This window comes from Ferrimonas sediminum, assembly GCF_900100175.1.
GTDB lineage: Bacteria > Pseudomonadota > Gammaproteobacteria > Enterobacterales > Shewanellaceae > Ferrimonas > Ferrimonas sediminum.
Genome location: NZ_FNEM01000013.1, coordinates 103,234 through 118,629, shown reverse-complemented (window position 1 = coordinate 118,629; position 15,396 = coordinate 103,234). Strand labels below are relative to the sequence as shown.

The 15,396-nt window shown below is 58.3% G+C and carries 16 protein-coding genes and 1 riboswitch; of the genes, 4 read left to right on the top strand and 12 right to left on the bottom strand.

Features of this window, described 5'->3' with window-relative positions; all coding sequences use genetic code 11:
* Nucleotides 1-682: transposase (locus BLT77_RS20320; RefSeq protein ID WP_090366652.1), on the top strand; the 682-nt coding region annotated here is incomplete at its 5' end.
* 505 nt (nt 683-1,187) lie between these two features.
* The gene (locus BLT77_RS14450) at nt 1,188-2,102 is read left to right on the top strand and encodes an alpha/beta fold hydrolase (RefSeq protein ID WP_090366650.1); all 915 of its coding nucleotides are present in this window, start codon (nt 1,188-1,190) and stop codon (nt 2,100-2,102) included.
* A gap of 308 nt (nt 2,103-2,410) precedes the next feature.
* Here the strand turns inward: BLT77_RS14450 and BLT77_RS14445 are convergent, their stop codons facing one another.
* From BLT77_RS14445 to BLT77_RS14435, 3 genes are all read right to left on the bottom strand, one after another.
* Nucleotides 2,411-2,827 carry a hypothetical protein gene (locus BLT77_RS14445; RefSeq protein WP_090366648.1) on the bottom strand — a complete coding sequence of 139 codons (417 nt, stop codon included), beginning with the start codon at nt 2,825-2,827 and terminating at the stop codon, nt 2,411-2,413.
* Nucleotides 2,827-3,177 (bottom strand): hypothetical protein, encoded by a 351-nt coding sequence (locus tag BLT77_RS14440; RefSeq protein ID WP_090366646.1) that lies wholly within the window; start codon nt 3,175-3,177, stop codon nt 2,827-2,829. The genes BLT77_RS14445 and BLT77_RS14440 overlap by 1 nt, the downstream gene beginning before the upstream one ends.
* Before the next feature lie 67 nt (nt 3,178-3,244).
* Nucleotides 3,245-3,832, bottom strand: coding sequence for a CIA30 family protein (locus BLT77_RS14435; RefSeq protein WP_090366644.1), 588 nt, complete (start codon nt 3,830-3,832; stop codon nt 3,245-3,247).
* 1,173 nt (nt 3,833-5,005) lie between these two features.
* On the opposite strand from BLT77_RS14435, the gene BLT77_RS14430 reads away from it, so the two are divergent.
* Together BLT77_RS14430 and BLT77_RS14425 are read left to right on the top strand one after the other, a co-directional pair.
* A complete protein-coding gene (locus BLT77_RS14430) occupies nt 5,006-5,569 on the top strand; it encodes a histidine phosphatase family protein (protein ID WP_176819322.1) in 564 nt (187 codons plus the stop codon).
* A 125-nt stretch (nt 5,570-5,694) separates the two neighbouring features.
* Nucleotides 5,695-6,135 (top strand): DsrE family protein, encoded by a 441-nt coding sequence (locus tag BLT77_RS14425; protein ID WP_176819321.1) that lies wholly within the window; start codon nt 5,695-5,697, stop codon nt 6,133-6,135.
* A gap of 58 nt (nt 6,136-6,193) precedes the next feature.
* Here the strand turns inward: BLT77_RS14425 and cobA are convergent, their stop codons facing one another.
* The 9 genes from cobA to BLT77_RS14380 are packed head-to-tail and all read right to left on the bottom strand — an operon-like array spanning nt 6,194 to nt 14,995.
* A complete protein-coding gene (gene cobA, locus BLT77_RS14420; RefSeq protein WP_090366638.1) occupies nt 6,194-7,552 on the bottom strand; it encodes a uroporphyrinogen-III C-methyltransferase in 1,359 nt (452 codons plus the stop codon).
* Nucleotides 7,549-8,325 (bottom strand): precorrin-4 C(11)-methyltransferase, encoded by a 777-nt coding sequence (cobM, locus tag BLT77_RS14415; RefSeq protein WP_090366635.1) that lies wholly within the window; start codon nt 8,323-8,325, stop codon nt 7,549-7,551. The genes cobA and cobM overlap by 4 nt, the downstream gene beginning before the upstream one ends.
* A complete protein-coding gene (gene cobJ / locus BLT77_RS14410) occupies nt 8,322-9,152 on the bottom strand; it encodes a precorrin-3B C(17)-methyltransferase (RefSeq protein WP_090366633.1) in 831 nt (276 codons plus the stop codon). The genes cobM and cobJ overlap by 4 nt, the downstream gene beginning before the upstream one ends.
* 40 nt (nt 9,153-9,192) lie before the next feature.
* Nucleotides 9,193-9,654, bottom strand: a complete 462-nt coding sequence (locus BLT77_RS14405; protein WP_090366631.1) for an NAD(P)-dependent oxidoreductase — start codon at nt 9,652-9,654, stop codon at nt 9,193-9,195.
* On the bottom strand, nt 9,651-11,186 hold the full coding sequence (locus BLT77_RS14400; protein WP_090366629.1) for a cobalamin biosynthesis protein: 1,536 nt from the start codon (nt 11,184-11,186) through the stop codon (nt 9,651-9,653). Before BLT77_RS14400 ends, BLT77_RS14405 begins: the two co-directional genes overlap by 4 nt.
* Nucleotides 11,183-11,935, bottom strand: a complete 753-nt coding sequence (gene cobI / locus BLT77_RS14395) for a precorrin-2 C(20)-methyltransferase (protein WP_090366627.1) — start codon at nt 11,933-11,935, stop codon at nt 11,183-11,185. The genes BLT77_RS14400 and cobI overlap by 4 nt, the downstream gene beginning before the upstream one ends.
* On the bottom strand, nt 11,932-13,188 hold the full coding sequence (cbiE, locus tag BLT77_RS14390) for a precorrin-6y C5,15-methyltransferase (decarboxylating) subunit CbiE (RefSeq protein ID WP_090366625.1): 1,257 nt from the start codon (nt 13,186-13,188) through the stop codon (nt 11,932-11,934). Before cbiE ends, cobI begins: the two co-directional genes overlap by 4 nt.
* The gene (locus BLT77_RS14385) at nt 13,185-13,841 is read right to left on the bottom strand and encodes a precorrin-8X methylmutase (RefSeq protein WP_090366623.1); all 657 of its coding nucleotides are present in this window, start codon (nt 13,839-13,841) and stop codon (nt 13,185-13,187) included. Before BLT77_RS14385 ends, cbiE begins: the two co-directional genes overlap by 4 nt.
* The gene (locus BLT77_RS14380) at nt 13,838-14,995 is read right to left on the bottom strand and encodes a cobalt-precorrin-5B (C(1))-methyltransferase (protein ID WP_245709961.1); all 1,158 of its coding nucleotides are present in this window, start codon (nt 14,993-14,995) and stop codon (nt 13,838-13,840) included. Before BLT77_RS14380 ends, BLT77_RS14385 begins: the two co-directional genes overlap by 4 nt.
* Before the next feature lie 98 nt (nt 14,996-15,093).
* Nucleotides 15,094-15,290: riboswitch (cobalamin riboswitch) on the bottom strand.
* Between the last annotated feature and the right edge of the window lie 106 nt (nt 15,291-15,396).

Here is a 15,396-nt window from a genome sequence, read left to right as displayed (position 1 = left end):
CGGAACCGACCTGACCCGCAGCTATTGCGATGACGACCAGCGTGACAACCTGACCCAAGTTGAGCTGAACCAGGTGAAGCGCAAAGCGGAGCTGTACCGAACCCGACTGGCCGATTTAAGCTGGTTTATGCGCTCTCTCAACGAGTACATCGCCCGCGAAGCCAACAAAGAGGACGAGTGCACCGGCCGGTTCTGGGAGGGGCGGTTTAAATCTCAGGCACTACTGGATGAACAGGCCCTGCTTGCCTGCATGGCCTACGTCGACCTCAACCCCGTCCGTTCCGGCATCGCCACTACACCGGAGCAATCCGACTTCACCAGCATCCGGATGCGCATCCGTGCGGCCCTGCAAGGCCAACAGCCTCAACAATTAAAGCCTTTTGATGCCAATGAGTTGGGACCTCACACCCTGCCCTGTCACCTCAACGATTACCTGGAACTGGTGGAGTTTACCGGCCGCGCCATCAGGAACGATAAAAGGGCAGCCATCCCGGCGTCCAGCGACACACTCCTGCAACGGCTCGACATCGATTTAGACAGTTGGTTGGAGCTCACCGAAGGCTTTGAGTACCAGTTTTGCCACCTGGCAGGCCGGCTTCACAGCCTGCAGAACTGCCGGCAAACCGACGGTATGCATCGAATTCGAGGCTCTGGCAACGCCAGGCGCCTGCTTGGCACCTAATCAAAAATCAAGGCCAATTATCTAGCTAAGGCGTCTAGGCCGTTAATGCTGTCCATTTTTGGCAAAATGGTCCTCTCCCGCATCGTTTTTGACTAATTCGACTCATAGAGCGAAATAACCATCGCTCTAGCGAAAAGCTCTCTCAAACTCCACGGCTTTAAGACAAAGAGCATGCTTTGACAGGTAAAAGAAAACGACTGTTTGGCATCATCAAACATGGGTGTCTGATTAGGGGGTGTCTGATTAGGGGGCATCTGATTAGGGGGCATCTGATTAGGGGGCACAAGGTGATCACCATAGTGTCACCAGTCGGCAAAAAGTCTTGATTACTCACAACACTATTGGTCATACTGACAGTAGAGCAATTACTCTAACCAAGATTACCAAAAACGAAATACCCGCATGAAAACACAAGGACAGACGAGCAAGACAAACCCACTGCCGTTTTATCCAGAATCCCGAATGTACATCAAGGAAATACACCAATAACAGCAAGGGAAACCCGATGAAGAAACCCGTAGTCATAACCCTGTTAATCGTACTGACACTGCTTTCCCCCGTACTCTATCTGGTTTACTCATTCACCATGAACGGTCCGATACCGAACGAAGAGTTTGAGCAAAATCTACCTGACATCGTCAGCAACCTTGAGTATCAGATCGAAGGTAAGGGTGACGAAACCCTGGTGCTGATCCACGGCTACCCGGACAGCCTGGAGATGTGGGACAAGCAAGTTGAGTACCTGAAGGACTACTACACCGTAGTCCGCTTCACCCTCCCCGGATTTGAGCTCAACGACAATGGAGCCCGGCCCCACTATGACATGCAGCAGATCCGCACCATCATCGATCACTTCATTGAAGGCTTGGGTAAAGGCAAAGTTACCGTCCTTGCCCACGACTGGGGCGCGGTGTTTGCGTTCAAGTATCTGGAAAAAAATGACCTGGTCGATCGGGTGGTGCTGTTCGACATCGGCAGTTTTGGCAAAGAAGAACGGCCCAAAATCAACGTCAAATACACCTTCGCCTTAGCCGTGGCCTGGACATTACCTGAGTCTCTGGGCGAAAAGCTCACCCGTTACACCGCCGCTGACATTCTGCACATTGAAGACGTAGATCCCCACAAAACCATCGACGACCTGCGTGCCGATCCCCGCATGACCTACCCCTACTGGCACCTATGGAAATCCGTGCTGTCGAAGAACCTGCCCAAGTCACTCGAAGTGGAGGAGTACGGCACTCCGTTCCTGTTCATCTACGGCGAGGACAAGAAGGTCTGGTTTCATGCTGACAGCTGGGTCGAGAAGGTCAAAAGCATGAAAAAAGGACAAGTAGAGTCCGTCCCCGGAGGACATTGGTTTATGCACTCTCAGCCCGAAGTGGCCAATCAGAAAGTGCACCGCTGGCTGCAAAGTAACTAATCATCGCGCACTGCGCCTACAGGGAGGCTCACCGGCCTCCCGCTTCCTCCCACAAACGACGCTAATTTCACTGGAACTCCTGCCTAATACCCCGTCCTGCGCCACCAGAAAGACGGGGGGGGGGGCGAATCTGTCACTCGCCCCCAGCACAGGCCCAGCCACTCATCCTTACATTGCCATTTGCAGGGTGTTTACACCATGGCGACGGATGTCTGATTAAAAGTGGGCCTACAAACCTGGGTGTCTGTTTAATTCAAACCTGGGTGTCTGTTTAATTTGTTTAATTCAAACCTGGGTGTCTGTTTAATTTATCTGCCAAACAAAATGGCCTCCCCCTCCAGCGCTTGCCATATGCGTCGGCTACGCAAAGCATAACGGGTAATGACCCAGCCCCCCGGCAGCAGCACCAGCGCCGACACCAGAGTTGTGACGCTGGCCAGATGAGCCTGTGGATCGGAATAGAGAAACAAAAACGCCGCCAATAAGCACAGAAACAACTCATACAACACGAACAGCACCATCACCGCCTGCCACAGCCAGCGCCAGCCAATCGGTCGGCGATAATGGCTTGCCACCTGAGCCACCACAATCAGCAGAGAAAACACCAACGGCCCAAGATTAGCGCCAAACCCACCACCGTCAAAATCCAGCCGGTGCAGGGTATGGGCCAAGGCATACACTGGTAACAGCAGGGCATACGCGCCCCAAACATATGCCGAATTCATCAATACACCATAGCGTGGTCCACCAACACTCGCCCCTGCTGTTCAACAAACACCGCTTCTGCCACCAACTCGTCGTCACTGGGGCTGCACCACTGCCGCCACACTACGGCCACGGAGTCTCGACGCCGAAACAAGGCGACAAATTCACGCCTGCCAAACTTCCCCCAGCGGCGTTGGTAATCGGTACACATCGCCACCAGACGCTCTTGGGTCACGATGGCCTTCAGGCGGTCGGTAAAATCCTGAGTATGACGGGCGTGATCGATGTCGGTAGACCCCTGCATCAGGTTGTCCATGAGCGGAGAAACCTGAGCCAACACCTGCTCATCTCTCAGCATCAAAAGTGCCATTACGCACTCCTAAATCATCTTCATATATATGCCAAACTACCCGTTTTTATCTCTATAAACCAGACTCTTAATTCAACAGCTTGATGTTACTTTGATTGAATAAAACCTCGGGATCGGGATCAAGAACATCGCTACCGGAGAAGACGTTTGAGTGCACCGACAATATCGAATCCAAACGCAAACAAAAGCAACCTGGCTGTCGCTCACCGGTCAGCAACCCCAGCTGCTGTACCTGCTCAAATTGCAGCGGTGCCTGTCCGCTCAATCGCCTTCCACGGAACCTGGGCTCAAACGACGCTTCCACAAACTGCACCTGGCTCCAGTACCCGGCGGGGGGAGTCCATTGGGCTATGTAGATCACGCCATCGCGCTGACGATCCATTTTCAACCTCAGCTGGTAACTTCGACCGTCACCGAACACCCGCAGACACAGCTGTTTCGCCTGAGCCGGCAGCCGCATTGCACGCCTCACCGAGGCAAACCCACCGCCGCCGGCAACGGAGATGCAGCCCTTAAACCAGAGCTGGCCGCCGACGCACTTCAGGGTACTGTCGGACTGCCCCCCCATCACGGCATCATTGAGGCTGCGCCACGGCTGACGCTCATTCCACAGCGGCACCGACCTGGCCGCCTTGTTCTGACTGTATTTCACCATGGCTGTCTCCTGATCCCGCCGCGACCACACCCCGGCCCTGCTCTCTTGTACGCAGCAACCGAACGAAAAGTCGAAAATTCACAGAAAATGGCCCCTGCCTATAGCAAGCCCCACGGGGCAGCCCACCCGAACAAATTGTTGGTTTATTGCAGTAAACCTGAAAATCCATACGAACCGCACATTATTAGCATTTTCTACTAAACGGCAGTAGCGCAACCATGAACACAAATGGCGCAAATCAATACGTTAACGAATGTTTACTGTTCTCATTCGGCGTAAATACGTCTTCCCACAGCGTCTGTACTTCCCTTGCCCGATCCGCCAGACAACGGGATGACCAACCATCATGGCAGCCACAAGCGCCAGAGCTTAGTTATTGTTTATAATGATTAAAATTAACACCACTCGGTAAAGCAGTCACCATTACCCCCAAATCAGTTGCTCTAAAAATCGACGTTCACAACCAATAGCCACGACGTATAAGCGATGACAATGATGCCAGTCATTTTCAGCCTTAACGGTCGACTCACAAATGCTCCAGTTTACAATTTGTTTTCAATTGCAGCATTTTCGCCCGCCACCTCCGCTGGCTAAAAAGCCATCAAATACAAACACCTTCGAGTGTAACTAATTTACCGAACGCTAATTCCTGAACGAGTGCCGATTAAGACATCCAGTGTTGCAATTCAAGCAAGATTAATAATGCAAAATATGAAAAGATGCGCGAAAACTGCATTTTTAAAGGGGTTGCGGGGTGCGAGATACAGATAAAAAAAGGCAGCGCTGATGAGACGCCGCCTTTTGCAGGGAAATGATAATGAACCTAACACCGTAGAAATGTAATTAAGTTCGAATCCGATAATACCTATTACCAATACGAATGGAACTGGCATTTGTCACAGAATTCACCAAACATTCGCTCGAATGTTCATTTTGCAGTCGAAATCGTTAACTAGAGCACAACAACAGGGCCAAACTCACGAAAACCCAACCTATGTGAATGTCGTCACGCGCAATTCATCGTTGCAGTAACTGCAATTCAAAGCGTATTCAGCCAGGGCAATCACTGACTTGGACCGATTTCGAAAAATGGCGATACCCTGTTGGTTCTCACATTGTTTTCCGATTGCAAGATCGGTTTACTATGTCGATGAATACAGAGTGGTTTTATCTATGCCCATCTACCTTTGCCGCCACGGCCAAACTCGCTGGAACCAGCTGGGAATCCTGCAGGGACATCTGGACAGTGAACTGACCGAACTGGGCCGACAGCAGGCTCGAGTCCTCGGTCAACAAGCCCGGGCACTGTCACTGGATTTTATTCTGTGCAGCGACTTGAATCGCGCCCGGGAAACGGCCGTTATCGCCAGTCAAGCGCTAAACCTGCCGATTCAGATCAGCAGTCAATTGCGGGAGCGGGACTTTGGTGCACTCCAGGGGCTCAGTCGAGACCAGTCGCCACAATGGTGGCAACACTACGACAGTCGCCATCTGCAGGATGCGTTGGCCATTCCCGGGGCCGAGAGTGCCAGCAGCGTCTGGCAACGGGCTCATAACGCACTGTTCCAACTGCTGAATCAGCACCCAGACAGCAATGTACTGCTCATCGGCCACGGAGAGTGGCAGCGCATCGTCCAAAATGGCTTGCTCAGTTACCCTCTGCACTCGGCCCATCACCCTATTCCGGACAACGCCGAAATCTGGTGTCTGGACGACCTGTTGGTCGAGTGCGCCTAACTGCGCCTCATTCAAGCCATTATGGTAACAATCCAACCAGCTCTCCCGAAGGTTGCCCGCCTCATCGAAGCCAACTAGAGTTACCTATGCCTGTCCACTCACCGCTTCGATGTGGAGGTATAATCATGACACTGCACCGCTTACTGCCGGTTGCCCTGGGGATCTGTCCCCTACTGCTGATGCATCCCGCCATGGCCACCGAGACCAGCACCGACCTGACCAAGGTGGTCTTTCATATTGATGATGCCAGTACCGGCCGATTTGCGCTCTATCTGGCAGAAGATCACCTGAGCATCAACCCCAACATGAAGATCACCATCGCCGCCTACGCCGGGGGCGTCGATTTTCTCCTAAAAGGGGCTATGGATAAAAAGTCAGAACTCTACGCCCCCGATATCAAGAAGTTGATGGATCTCGGGGTTCAATTCCGTTTCTGTGCGGCGACGCTTCGGTTCCGGGATCTCGACAAGGACAAGGTTTTACCCGGTGTTGAGTTTGTGCCATCCGGCACCTACGAGATTATTCGTCTGCAGGCAGAAGAGGGCTACGCCTATCTGAAGCCCTGAATTGTGGGCAAACAAAAGGGGGCTGAATGCCCCCTCTTTCCTCTATTTCCCCTCTGATTTAAGCCGCGTTACGCTTCCCCTCGACCATCAGAGGCAATGGCAGCCCTTGCTGTCCGTTAACCCGTTCACATTGGTGCCCTACCGAGGTCAGGAAGCGACAAACATGCTCGCACTGACTCAATACCAGAGCCCCGGGTGCCAGCAGTCCGCGCTCATGCAGGTAGCGGGCAACAACCAGCTCATCCACCAGTGCCAATGCCGCCGGAGAGAGTGGGAATGCCGGCTCCAATACCTCGACCCTGCGTCCACACAAGGCCCCGGGCACGGTTAACGCACTGATCACGACCTCGCCGCTGTCGGCACTAGCGCAACACTGGGCAATCAGGTTGTACTCCTTCAATAGCTCACAGGCTGACTCACTCCCTCTCAAGAGCCAAGGCCATTGCCGGCAGTCCAACTGACGCCGGCGAGTTTCCTCAATCAGGCTCAGGGCAGCCTCGGACGAGTCTAACCACAGTGACTCTGCCTGCTGCAACCGCTGCCAGTCGGCATCACTGAAGCCGTAGCTGATATCCACTCTCGGCGCTTCCACCACCGTGGCCCCCAGATTTTTGCATTGCGTCGTCAAAGTCTGATCCAACGTACAGGCCAACACCTGTACATTGCTCAGGGGCAACCGCTTGCGCCAGTCCAGCTCGTCGGCGAGGGACACCACCTCCCCCATGATCACCAGCATGGGGTCGCCATTATCAAACGACTCGATCTGCCCCCCCACCCGCTCCAGGGTGGTCGACAACACCCGCTGTGAGGCGCAGGTCGCCGCCGCCACCACCGCCACCGGCGTGGCGGGCGCCTTACCCTCCTGAATCAGCCGCTGAGCATGCAGCGCCAGCTTTTTGGCCCCCATGTACAGCACCAGGGTGCCGGAACTCTGGCCCATGGCGGCCCAACTGCTCAGCGTGGATGACGCCCGGTGGCCGCTGGCAAAGGTCACGTCCGACGCCAGCCCATTACTGGTCAGGGGGAAGCCGGCGTACGCCGCCGCCCCAAGCGCCGAGCTGATCCCCGGCACCACCTCGTAATCAATGCCATGATGGGTCAGACAACGGCACTCCTCGGTGGCTCGACCGAAAATCAGCGGATCGCCGGCCTTAAGGCGCAACACGGTGTGCCCCGCCAGGGCCTGCTCGACCACATCCGGGTGCATGCCGTATTCGATGCTGGTACCGCAATAGCCGCGATACCCCACCGCCATCATCCGCGTCGACGCCGGCACCATCGCCAACACCGCCTGGTCGATAAGCAGGTCGTAACACACCACGTCGCACTCGTGCATCAACTGCACAGCCCGCTGCGTCAGCAGCCCCGGATCGCCGGGTCCGGCGCCAACCAGGTATACCTTGCCAGGCCTGGTCATGAGTCGATCTCCTCACCCTGCCTGGCCTTTCGAAATCCATGAGAAAACTCGGCCGCGTACAGGCGTGAATCACGAAACTCATTATGATCCAGCACTTTGGAGACGATGATCATCGCCGTTGCCCGTATCCCGGCTCCCTCAACCTGATCAACGATGGTATCCAGTGTGCCTCGAAGAATCCGCTGCTGCGGATGCGATGCCTTCTCCACCACCGCCACCGGCCAATGACCCGGATACACCTCTTTCAGTTCCCGGGCCACTTTGCGGATCAAGCTGGCTGACAAAAATAGGCACAATGTGGCTTCATGCTCGGCCAGTGACTTAAGGTTCTCTTTCTCCGGTACCGGCGTCCGACCGGACGCGCGGCTGAGAATGATGGTCTGGCAGGTTTCAGGCAGGGTCAGCTCCTGCCCCAACGCCGCAGCCGACGCCTGGAAGGAGCTGACTCCGGGCACCACTTTCCAGTCAATGCCCAGCGGATCGAGACGACGGGTGGTTTCCGCCAATGAGCTGTAGATTGACAGATCGCCGGTCTGTACCCGCGCCACGTCCTTGCCCTCTTTATGAGCCTGTTCGCACACCTCAATGATCTCATCCAGATCCATATCTTCAGAGCTCAGCACCAGGGCGTCTTCGCGAGCACGGGCCACCACCTCTTTGGGCACCAGTGAGCCGGTGTACAACACCACCGGGCACGACTCCACCAAGCGAGCACCCTTAACGGTAATCAGGTCCGGGTCGCCTGGGCCAGCACCAATAAAATAGACGGTCATTCTGCAGTCTCCTGTTGAGATTCAATAAAGGCGCGGCCCCGTTTCTGGCCCGCTTTCACCTCGCCATTTTCGAGGTCGTATTTCTTGCTGTAGCCCCTGGGGGTGATGATCTGCTGCTCAAAGCGATAACTCTGGCTGTTGCCCACCACCACCGCCGCAGTCATGCCAAACTCCAACGAAGTAAAGCTGTCCAGAGTCGACAGTTGTATTGATTGCTCCGCACGATAGGCGTTATCCACCACCGCCACCGGGGTATCCGGGCGCCGGTGCGCCAGCAGCAATTGCTGCGCTTCCAAAATCTGGTGGGTACGGCGGCGGGATCTCGGGTTGTAGAAGGTAATGGCAAAATCCGCTTCGGCTGCCGCCGCAATACGGGTCTTAATCAGGCTCCAGGGCGTCAACAGATCCGACAATGAAATGGTGCAGCTGTCGTGGCCCAGTGGCACCCCGACCAGCGACGCGCAGGCGTTGGCGGCGGTGATGCCCGGCACCATCTGCACCGGCACGCCGGTGTGTTGCTGCCAGCCTTTTTGCGCCAGCAATTCGTACACCAGCGGACCCATGGCATACATGCCGGCATCGCCACTGGAGATAATGGCGACCCGGCGCCCGGCCAGGGCCTGGGTCACCGCCAGATCGGCCCGATCCACTTCCCGGGTCATGCCACTGGCACTTTGCTCCTTGCCCCCCAACAGTGGGGCGATCATCTCCAGGTAGGGCTTATACCCCACTACCAGTTCTGCATTTTCGATGGCGATTCGCGCCATGGGTGTCATCAGCTCCAAAGAGCCCGGGCCTATGCCCACAATACTCAGGTGGCCACTCATGGTGGTCTCTCCTCAGGGTCGTCGTGATCTAACGCAGGGGCTAAGCCAGCCGCTGCAGGGATTCGGTTAATTTCTCGGTCAGGCTGCGGGTTCGCAGCGGATCGCTGTACTCACAACTGAGTGCCAGCAGGTGCTCTCCTACCCGTCGAGAGCAGGGGTTGGTGACGTTACCCAACTGCGGCTTGCAGCTGACGCACAACAACTTGCCGTCGGCTTTCAGCGTCTTGGCCAAGCGCTCGATGTGCCGTCGCCGCTCCGAGGTTGCCGGCCACGGCATCGCCAGGTAGATCAGCTGGTAGGCAGCGAAATCCTCCGGCCGCATCTGGTACACGTCACCGTCGATGCGCTCGCAGGGCAAGCCGAGGCAGCGCTCATTAAACTGGGGCGAGATCAGAGTCACCCGCTGCTGATAACGCAGCACACTGGTGGCCTTGATCGCCGCCGCCCGGCCACCGCCGATAATCAATACCGACATCGCGTCGGTGAACGTCAATGGCATCATGGCGCCAACTCCTGCTCCGCCAGACACTGCGTAGGCAGCACCTCGGCCAAGGACTGACCGGCGGCCAGTGCCGCAAACAGCGCCTGCCACTGCGACAGCGTCAGCGTCTCCAGGCTCTGCAGCCACAGGCCGTGATTCGCGTCCGGCTCCCGGGCATAGATCACCGCCGTGGCCCGCTGCCGGCACGCGCCGGCGCAGTGGCTACGGGTCACCTTGATGCGGTCCGGTCCCCGGTGCAGTGCCAGTTGTTTCAGCTGTTGCCGCAGTTGATGGGCCAGTCCCTCGGCACCGGACCGCTGACAGCGGCCCCCTTCACACAACACCAAATGATGACGGTAATGGCAAATCGGCCGGGCTTCACCACTGGTTTTCAGGCCGCGGTGGCCACCGGCTGTGACCGGTATCGGCGCCTGACCGACAAAGCGCTTGCGGCTGCGGCTCATCAGGGGCTCATCGAAGGGGATCTCGCAGGCGGCCAGAGTCATGTTGAAGCCCTCCCCGGCCGACTTGTGTTTGGCCACCACCAGGGCGTTGGCGCCGCTGGCATGCAAACACGCCGCCTCGGCGACAGACGACACGCCGATGCAGCGACGCACCGTTTCGGACGGGTTTTCAACCCCCTTGACCCGATCCAAAGTGGCCGCCTCGAAGCAATCAAACGGCCGCTGCAGCTCTTCTGCCAGCCGGCACAACCCGGGTTCATCGGCTTTCAGGTCGATGGACACCAATCGGTCGACCGACTCCGGGTGCAGATTGTGTTCGCATAAAAACGCCGCCAGCCCCTGACGCAGCACCGACAGCGGCGTATTGCGATCGCAGCCGATGCCAATGACCAGGCTGCGGGGCCGCCACACGACGGTGGGCACCGACAGCGCCGGCAGACGGGCCTGATGGCTGATGATCACCGCCGCCTGATACTCGGTCATTTCCGGCAGACCGGCCGCCTCACTGACGCTCAGGTGCTCCGCCATGGCACGGTCTGTGCTCCACCACTGTTTTTGCCCCGCCTGCTGCCAGATCAGGGTCGGGCGACCATTGACCACCGCACTGGCTACGTCGGTCAGGCTGGATTCGCTGACCGGATCCAGCTGCCAGCCAAACGGCACGCCCAGGGTATCCACAGATAGAGTACCGGAGGCATCGGAGGCGGTGGTCAGCACCGCCGTCGCCGACAACAGTCTGGCCACGGCGGTGGCCATGGCATTGGCGCCGCCCCGGTGGCCGCTGAGTACCGGCACCGCAAAGGCGCCCTGCTCATCGATGCACACCACCCCGGGATCGAGGCGTTTGTCCTGCAGCAGCGGTGCCAGCAGTCGGGTAGCAATGCCGACACTGAACAGGCACAGGTGCTGGTCAAAGCGGCGAAACTGTTCCGCCAGATGCTCGGACAACGGCAGAGACAGGGCCGACGCGCCACCCCAGTCCCCCTGACGGTCAAGGATAAACACCTGTGCACCCGGCAGTCCTTGTACCAAGGTTCGCGCCTGTTCCGCCCCCTTGCGGGTGATGGCATGAATGGCGATGCGGGTCATGACTGGCCCCGGCGCAGCACCCCTTTACGGCGACGGATAGACAACTGAACCATGGCAAAGTAGCGATGCTCATCCGGCACCTGGCGCAGATCGGTGTACACCTGTTGGTTGGCGCCGCTGGCGTGGGAGACGTAGGTAGCACAATGCAGCAGCCCCATGGGCTCGAGCATCTCGATCAGCGGCTGCACCATACGGCCGGCCTTGATCAGGATGATGGTGTCAAACTCCTCAATCAATGTCGGCAACATGGCAATGCCGTAGGTGGCCGGCACCACACAGAAGCGCTCCTCGCCATCGGCCAATGGAATGGTAGTCGCTGCCGGTACCGCGGTGATCGAACTGACCGCCGGCACCACTTCAACGTCCAGCTCAGGTAACCGCTCTGCCAGCTCCTCCTGCAGGTAGGCCCAGGTACTGAATACCGACGGGTCGCCCTCGGTGATAAAACCGACGTCTTTACCGGCCTGCAACTTCGCCACCAGCGCGTCCGCCGCCTGCTCCCAGGCCGGCACGGTAATGGCAGGATCCCGGCTCATGGGGAACCACAGGTACAGCGGCTCGCCTTTCATGTCGGCCAGATCCAGTTCCTGTCGAGCAATGGCCCAGGCAAAGGAGTCGGCCTGCCCCTGGGTCTTTTCAGGAACGGCGATCACATCCAGTGACTGCATCAGTCTCAGGCTTCGCAGTGTCATCAAATCACCTGCGCCGGGGCCAACGCCAATGGCATAGATTTTTCCGATTTTATTCATTGGCTTTTTGCCTTCTTTTCGATAATAAACAGATGGATAGGGTTATCACTCTGATAACGGGTGTAGTGCGCCAGAGGTCGGCTCTGGGCGCAGTTGATCATCAGCATGCGCGGGTCTAACTGGCGGCTCTGACACAATCGGTGAATCTCTGCCACGCTCTCCAGGGTGACCGCAGACAACACAAAACGGCCGCCGGGTGTCAGGCGGGCCATCACCGCATCGATGATGGGCTCCATTTCGCCGCGACTGCCGCCGCAAAACACCGCATCCGGTGCCGGCAACGGTGCCAACGCCTCGGGTGCGCGCCCTCGAATTAGGCTTAGGTGGTCAACTCGATGGGCCAACCGATTGCCCTCCAGCTGAAAAAAACACTCCGGGTTGCACTCGATGGCAAAGCTGCGCCCTTTCCAGGCGAGCTTGGCGGCTTCGATGCCCACCGAGCCGGAACCGGCACCGATGTCCCACACCACCGCATCGGCGTGCAAGTTCAGATTGGCCACCGCCACCGCCCGCACCGGTGCCTTGGTGATCAGCCCCCGCTGTGGGGTGCGTTTAAGAAAATCCTCGTCCTGGCTGTGCAGCCCCAGGCCGCCCCAGCGGGCCGGATCGGTGCGCCTGAGCAGCAGCAGGTTCAGCGGCGCCGTGTCACCGGCATCACCACGGGCCAGTTCGGCCACGCTGAAAGGGCGCACCCGCTGCGCCGGGCCGCCCATGGCTTCGCACAGATGCAGTTGCCAATGACCCTCATCAAAATTGAGCAGGTGCTGTGCGATGGCTGTGGGGGTGTTGTCGCTGTCGGTCAACAGGGCAAACTGCTGCCCCTGCTGCAATTGCGCCACCACCCCGTCCAGAGGCCGGCCGTGTACCGACAGCAGTTGGGTCTCCTGCGCGGTCCAGCCCAACTGGGCACAGGCCAGCTGCACCGAACTCAGTGAGGGAATGCACTCCAGTTCTGGTGGCGTTGGCAGAGCCTCGGCATAGGCATGCAGACGGGTACCGATGCCGTACAGCAGCGGATCCCCGGAGGCCAGCACGCACACTTCCTGCTCCCCGGCGGCGGCAAATACCGCCTCCAGATACCCCTCCAACGGCGTAGTCAGGGTAAGCGTTTGTCCCTGAAACTGCGGAAAGAAGGCAAGATGGCGGGGACTTCCGGCAAGCACTTCGGCTTCGGCGATGGCATTGATGGCCCGGCTGGTGAGGCTCAGGCAGCCATCGTCGCCAATGCCGATAAGACGAATCCGACCGGTCATTTGGCCGCCTCCACCATCAGTGCGTGCACACTGGAGACCACCAACGGACTGCCGCCTTTGCGGCCCAAAGAGCTGATAAAGGGCACCCGGGCCTGGCCGGCCAACTGGGTTTTGGACTCATCGGCGCGGACAAATCCCACCGGAATGCCGATGATCAGCGCCGGCATCGCCTCTCCGGCTTCCACCATTCTCAATACCTCAAACAGCGCCGTCGGCGCATTGCCGATGGCGACGATGGCCCCGTCCAGCAGCCCCTTATCCCGGGCCAGGCGCATCGATTCAATGGCACGGGTAATGCCGGAGGCCTTGGCGCGCTCGATCACCTGTGGGTCACTGATGAAACAGTGGCCCTGCACACCAAACTGCTGGCAGCGGCTGGCGCTGAGGCCAGCGGTGATCATGGTCACGTCCGAGACGATGGGCGCACCGCGCCTCAATGCCTCAATGCCGGCCTCCACCGCCGACGGGCTAAAGCGAAACAAGCGGGCAAACTCAAAATCGCCGCTGGTATGAATTGCCCGGCGCACCACCGGCCACTGCTGGTCACTGAACAGGTGCCCGCCATGATGAAGTTCGATCTCCCGATCGATGATGGCAAAAGAATCGGTTTCAATCTGACGCCCTTGGGCCGTCAATTGGGACATGGGGTTCATAAGTTGTCTCCATAGTGACCACAGGCCAGAGTGGAACCGTCAAAGTCCACCAGCCGCACAACCACAGAAAAGGAATGATGGGCGTAGCCGGCGCAATGGCGCGCCGCCTCGGTACAAAGAAGCTGCCAGTAGGCATTCGGTAATCGTTGGCGGCCGAGATCCAGCAGGTGTCGCCCGGTATTGGCGGATCGAATCTGGTCCAGCAACTCGCCATCGTCAGTAAATTCGCGGGCCAGTTCGGCCAGCAGAGAATAGTTAATCGGCCGCCCGGTCACATGGGTCATCAGGGTGCCACCGACGATCTTGCACAGCTTGCCGATCATGGTGACCAGCTCCACCTGGGCCATGGCTTGCCGGGCCGACGCCCTAAGGGCGACACCACTGAAATCCCCCACCTGGATGAAACCGCATTCCGGTAGATTGGCATGCACCAACATGGCGGCCTTTTCGGTGCGGCTACCGGTGGTCAGTACCACCTGGCGCTGGCCCTGGGCGCGGGCGACCTCGATGCTCTGGCGCACCGACGCGGCATACGCCGACGTGGAATAGGGATGCACGGTACCGCGGGTACCCAAAATGGACAGGCCGCCAATCAGTCCCAGGCGACGGCCGATGGTTTGCTCTGCCAGCTGTTCGCCGCCGGGAATCGACACCGTCACCCTCGCCCCGGCGTGACCATAGCGCTGTAGCAGCGGCAGCAGGTGTTCTCGCATCATCTTTCGCGGCACCGGGTTGATCGCCGGTTCGCCCACCGCCAGCTCCAGTCCGGGCAGAGTGACGGTGGCTACCCCTTCGCCCGCCGCAAACGCGATTCCTGGCGCAGCCATTAAAGCCAGAGTCACGGTAATGGCAGCGCCATGGGTGCAGTCGGGATCGTCTCCGGCATCTTTAATCACTGAGCAGCAGGCTTCACCCTCTTCGGCAGGCCGGGCCAACACCGCAAACTCAACCTGCTCGCCAATGGGCAGGGTGATCACCACCGAGTCAGGCTGGTTGCCGGTCAGCACGGTTTGCAGTGCCGCCAGGGCCGCCGCGGTGGCACAAGCGCCGGTGGTGTAGCCTGTTCGCAGCTCGCCTCGATGACGACTGCGTTTGATCCGGGTAACGCCGGTGTCGGCGGCGCCACGGGTATTCGGGGATTTCGGGTCTGTCACATCGGCATCCATACAGTTACAGGAAGCTGATACACGACGGGCGGGAGCAATGACTGTGCACTACTACCGGGTAGGCCCGCCCGGTGTTCAGCATCTGGAGGTTAAGGTGGGTATCCTGGCTCCCGTTTTCGGCCGGCTTCCCCTTCCCGGCATTTGCCAGTGGTAATGGAAGCGACCCTGCCTGTCAGGCACAAACGGTTACAGTTGCGGGTACAGCCCGGAATTTACATCCGGTTCCCCGGCCCCAAGACGGCTATGCCGCCAACGGGCCCCTCGATATGAGGCGCCTTAACCTGGAATCAGTGTAGAGGCTGCTTAGGCCAGAAACACTGTGGAAAGTTGAAGTGATTCTGGGCACTGATCATCAATGTGACCTGTGTCCGCCACTTCACTTAAATACC